This is a genomic window from Lentibacillus sediminis, from assembly GCF_002763455.1.
In the GTDB taxonomy this organism is placed as follows: Bacteria; Bacillota; Bacilli; order Bacillales; family Amphibacillaceae; genus Lentibacillus_D; species Lentibacillus_D sediminis_A.
This window is the reverse complement of the sequence record NZ_NIXK01000027.1, coordinates 1-1,113: the sequence shown is the minus strand read 5'-3', so window position 1 is coordinate 1,113 and position 1,113 is coordinate 1. Positions and strand designations below refer to the sequence as shown.

At 36.3% G+C, this 1,113-nt stretch carries 2 protein-coding genes; both read right to left on the bottom strand.

Annotated elements, in window-relative coordinates:
* The coding region (locus CEG13_RS18505; RefSeq protein ID WP_143469700.1) for an IS3 family transposase at positions 1 to 219 on the bottom strand (219 nt) is incomplete at its 3' end.
* 149 nt (positions 220 to 368) lie between these two features.
* The gene (locus tag CEG13_RS18500) at positions 369 to 1,049 is read right to left on the bottom strand and encodes a helix-turn-helix domain-containing protein (RefSeq protein WP_100013355.1); all 681 of its coding nucleotides are present in this window, start codon (positions 1,047 to 1,049) and stop codon (positions 369 to 371) included.
* Positions 1,050 to 1,113: the final 64 nt, after the last annotated feature.

Here is a 1,113-nt window from a genome sequence, read left to right as displayed (position 1 = left end):
GTTATCAGCAACATGTTCAGGAGTAGAACGTTTATATTGTTTCTTCTTTACCCGAATGACAGAACGTAAATGAGAAATTTTCATTAATCTATATATCCTCTTGTGATTGAGTTTCTCATCAAACTTTCTATTCATATGTAGCGTCATTTGACGATATCCAAAGATTCCATCAACTTTTTCATGGAGGTCTTTCATCTCTTTTATGATTTCTTCATTCAATAGTTCTTGCACAGTAGGTATGCGGTTCAGCCACTTATAGTAAGCTGCTCGGGAAATGCCGGCTATATTACAAAGTAAAATAATGCTTAGCTTCTCTTTCTCATGAAGCTCCTGAATAGCGATATACTTGTCTTCAAACCGGGTTTGGCTTATTTTCGCCTCCTTTCGATCTCCTCTAACTTTTTTAAGAATAAATTCTCCGCACGTAATCGTTCATTTTCACTTTCTAACTTTTTCATCTGAAGGTTGACTTTCTCCTCTGGAGTTAGCTCTGCTTCCATTTTTGTTCTTCCGCGTTTATCTTTAAGTGCTTCTTCTCCATCCATTTCATACTTCTTAACCCACTGATACACTTGTTGATAAGAGACACCATGTGTTTCAGCTGTTTTCTGATAATCTTTTCCGTTCCCCAAACAATCAAGCACAATTTGTATCCGTTCATCCCAAGCAGTTTTTCTTCCTTTAGTCATAGAGCTCGTCCTTCCCTTTGACGTATCCTTTATTTCTCTATGACTATTATACTTGTTAATCCACCCCCTGAGGACAGATTCATTTGATATTTCATACTTTCTGGCAACCTCACGTAAAGAATAATTGCCAGAAAGATAATCACTTATGGCAGAATGTTTTAATTCCCGACTATATGCTTTCCAAGTGGTGGATTCTTTTAGACCTTCTGTACCATAGTTATCAAATTTATATTTCCACTCTCTAATTGTGGATTCAAACACCTTATACCTCTTCATAATTTCAGCTAAGGAATATGTACTCTCCTCCCACACCTTTAAGACTTCCATCTTATATTCTGGAGTAAAAGCTCTTTTAGACACAAAAATCCCCCTAAGATAAACAAGTTTTATTTTTTAACCTGTCTACCTTAAGGGGAGCATATCA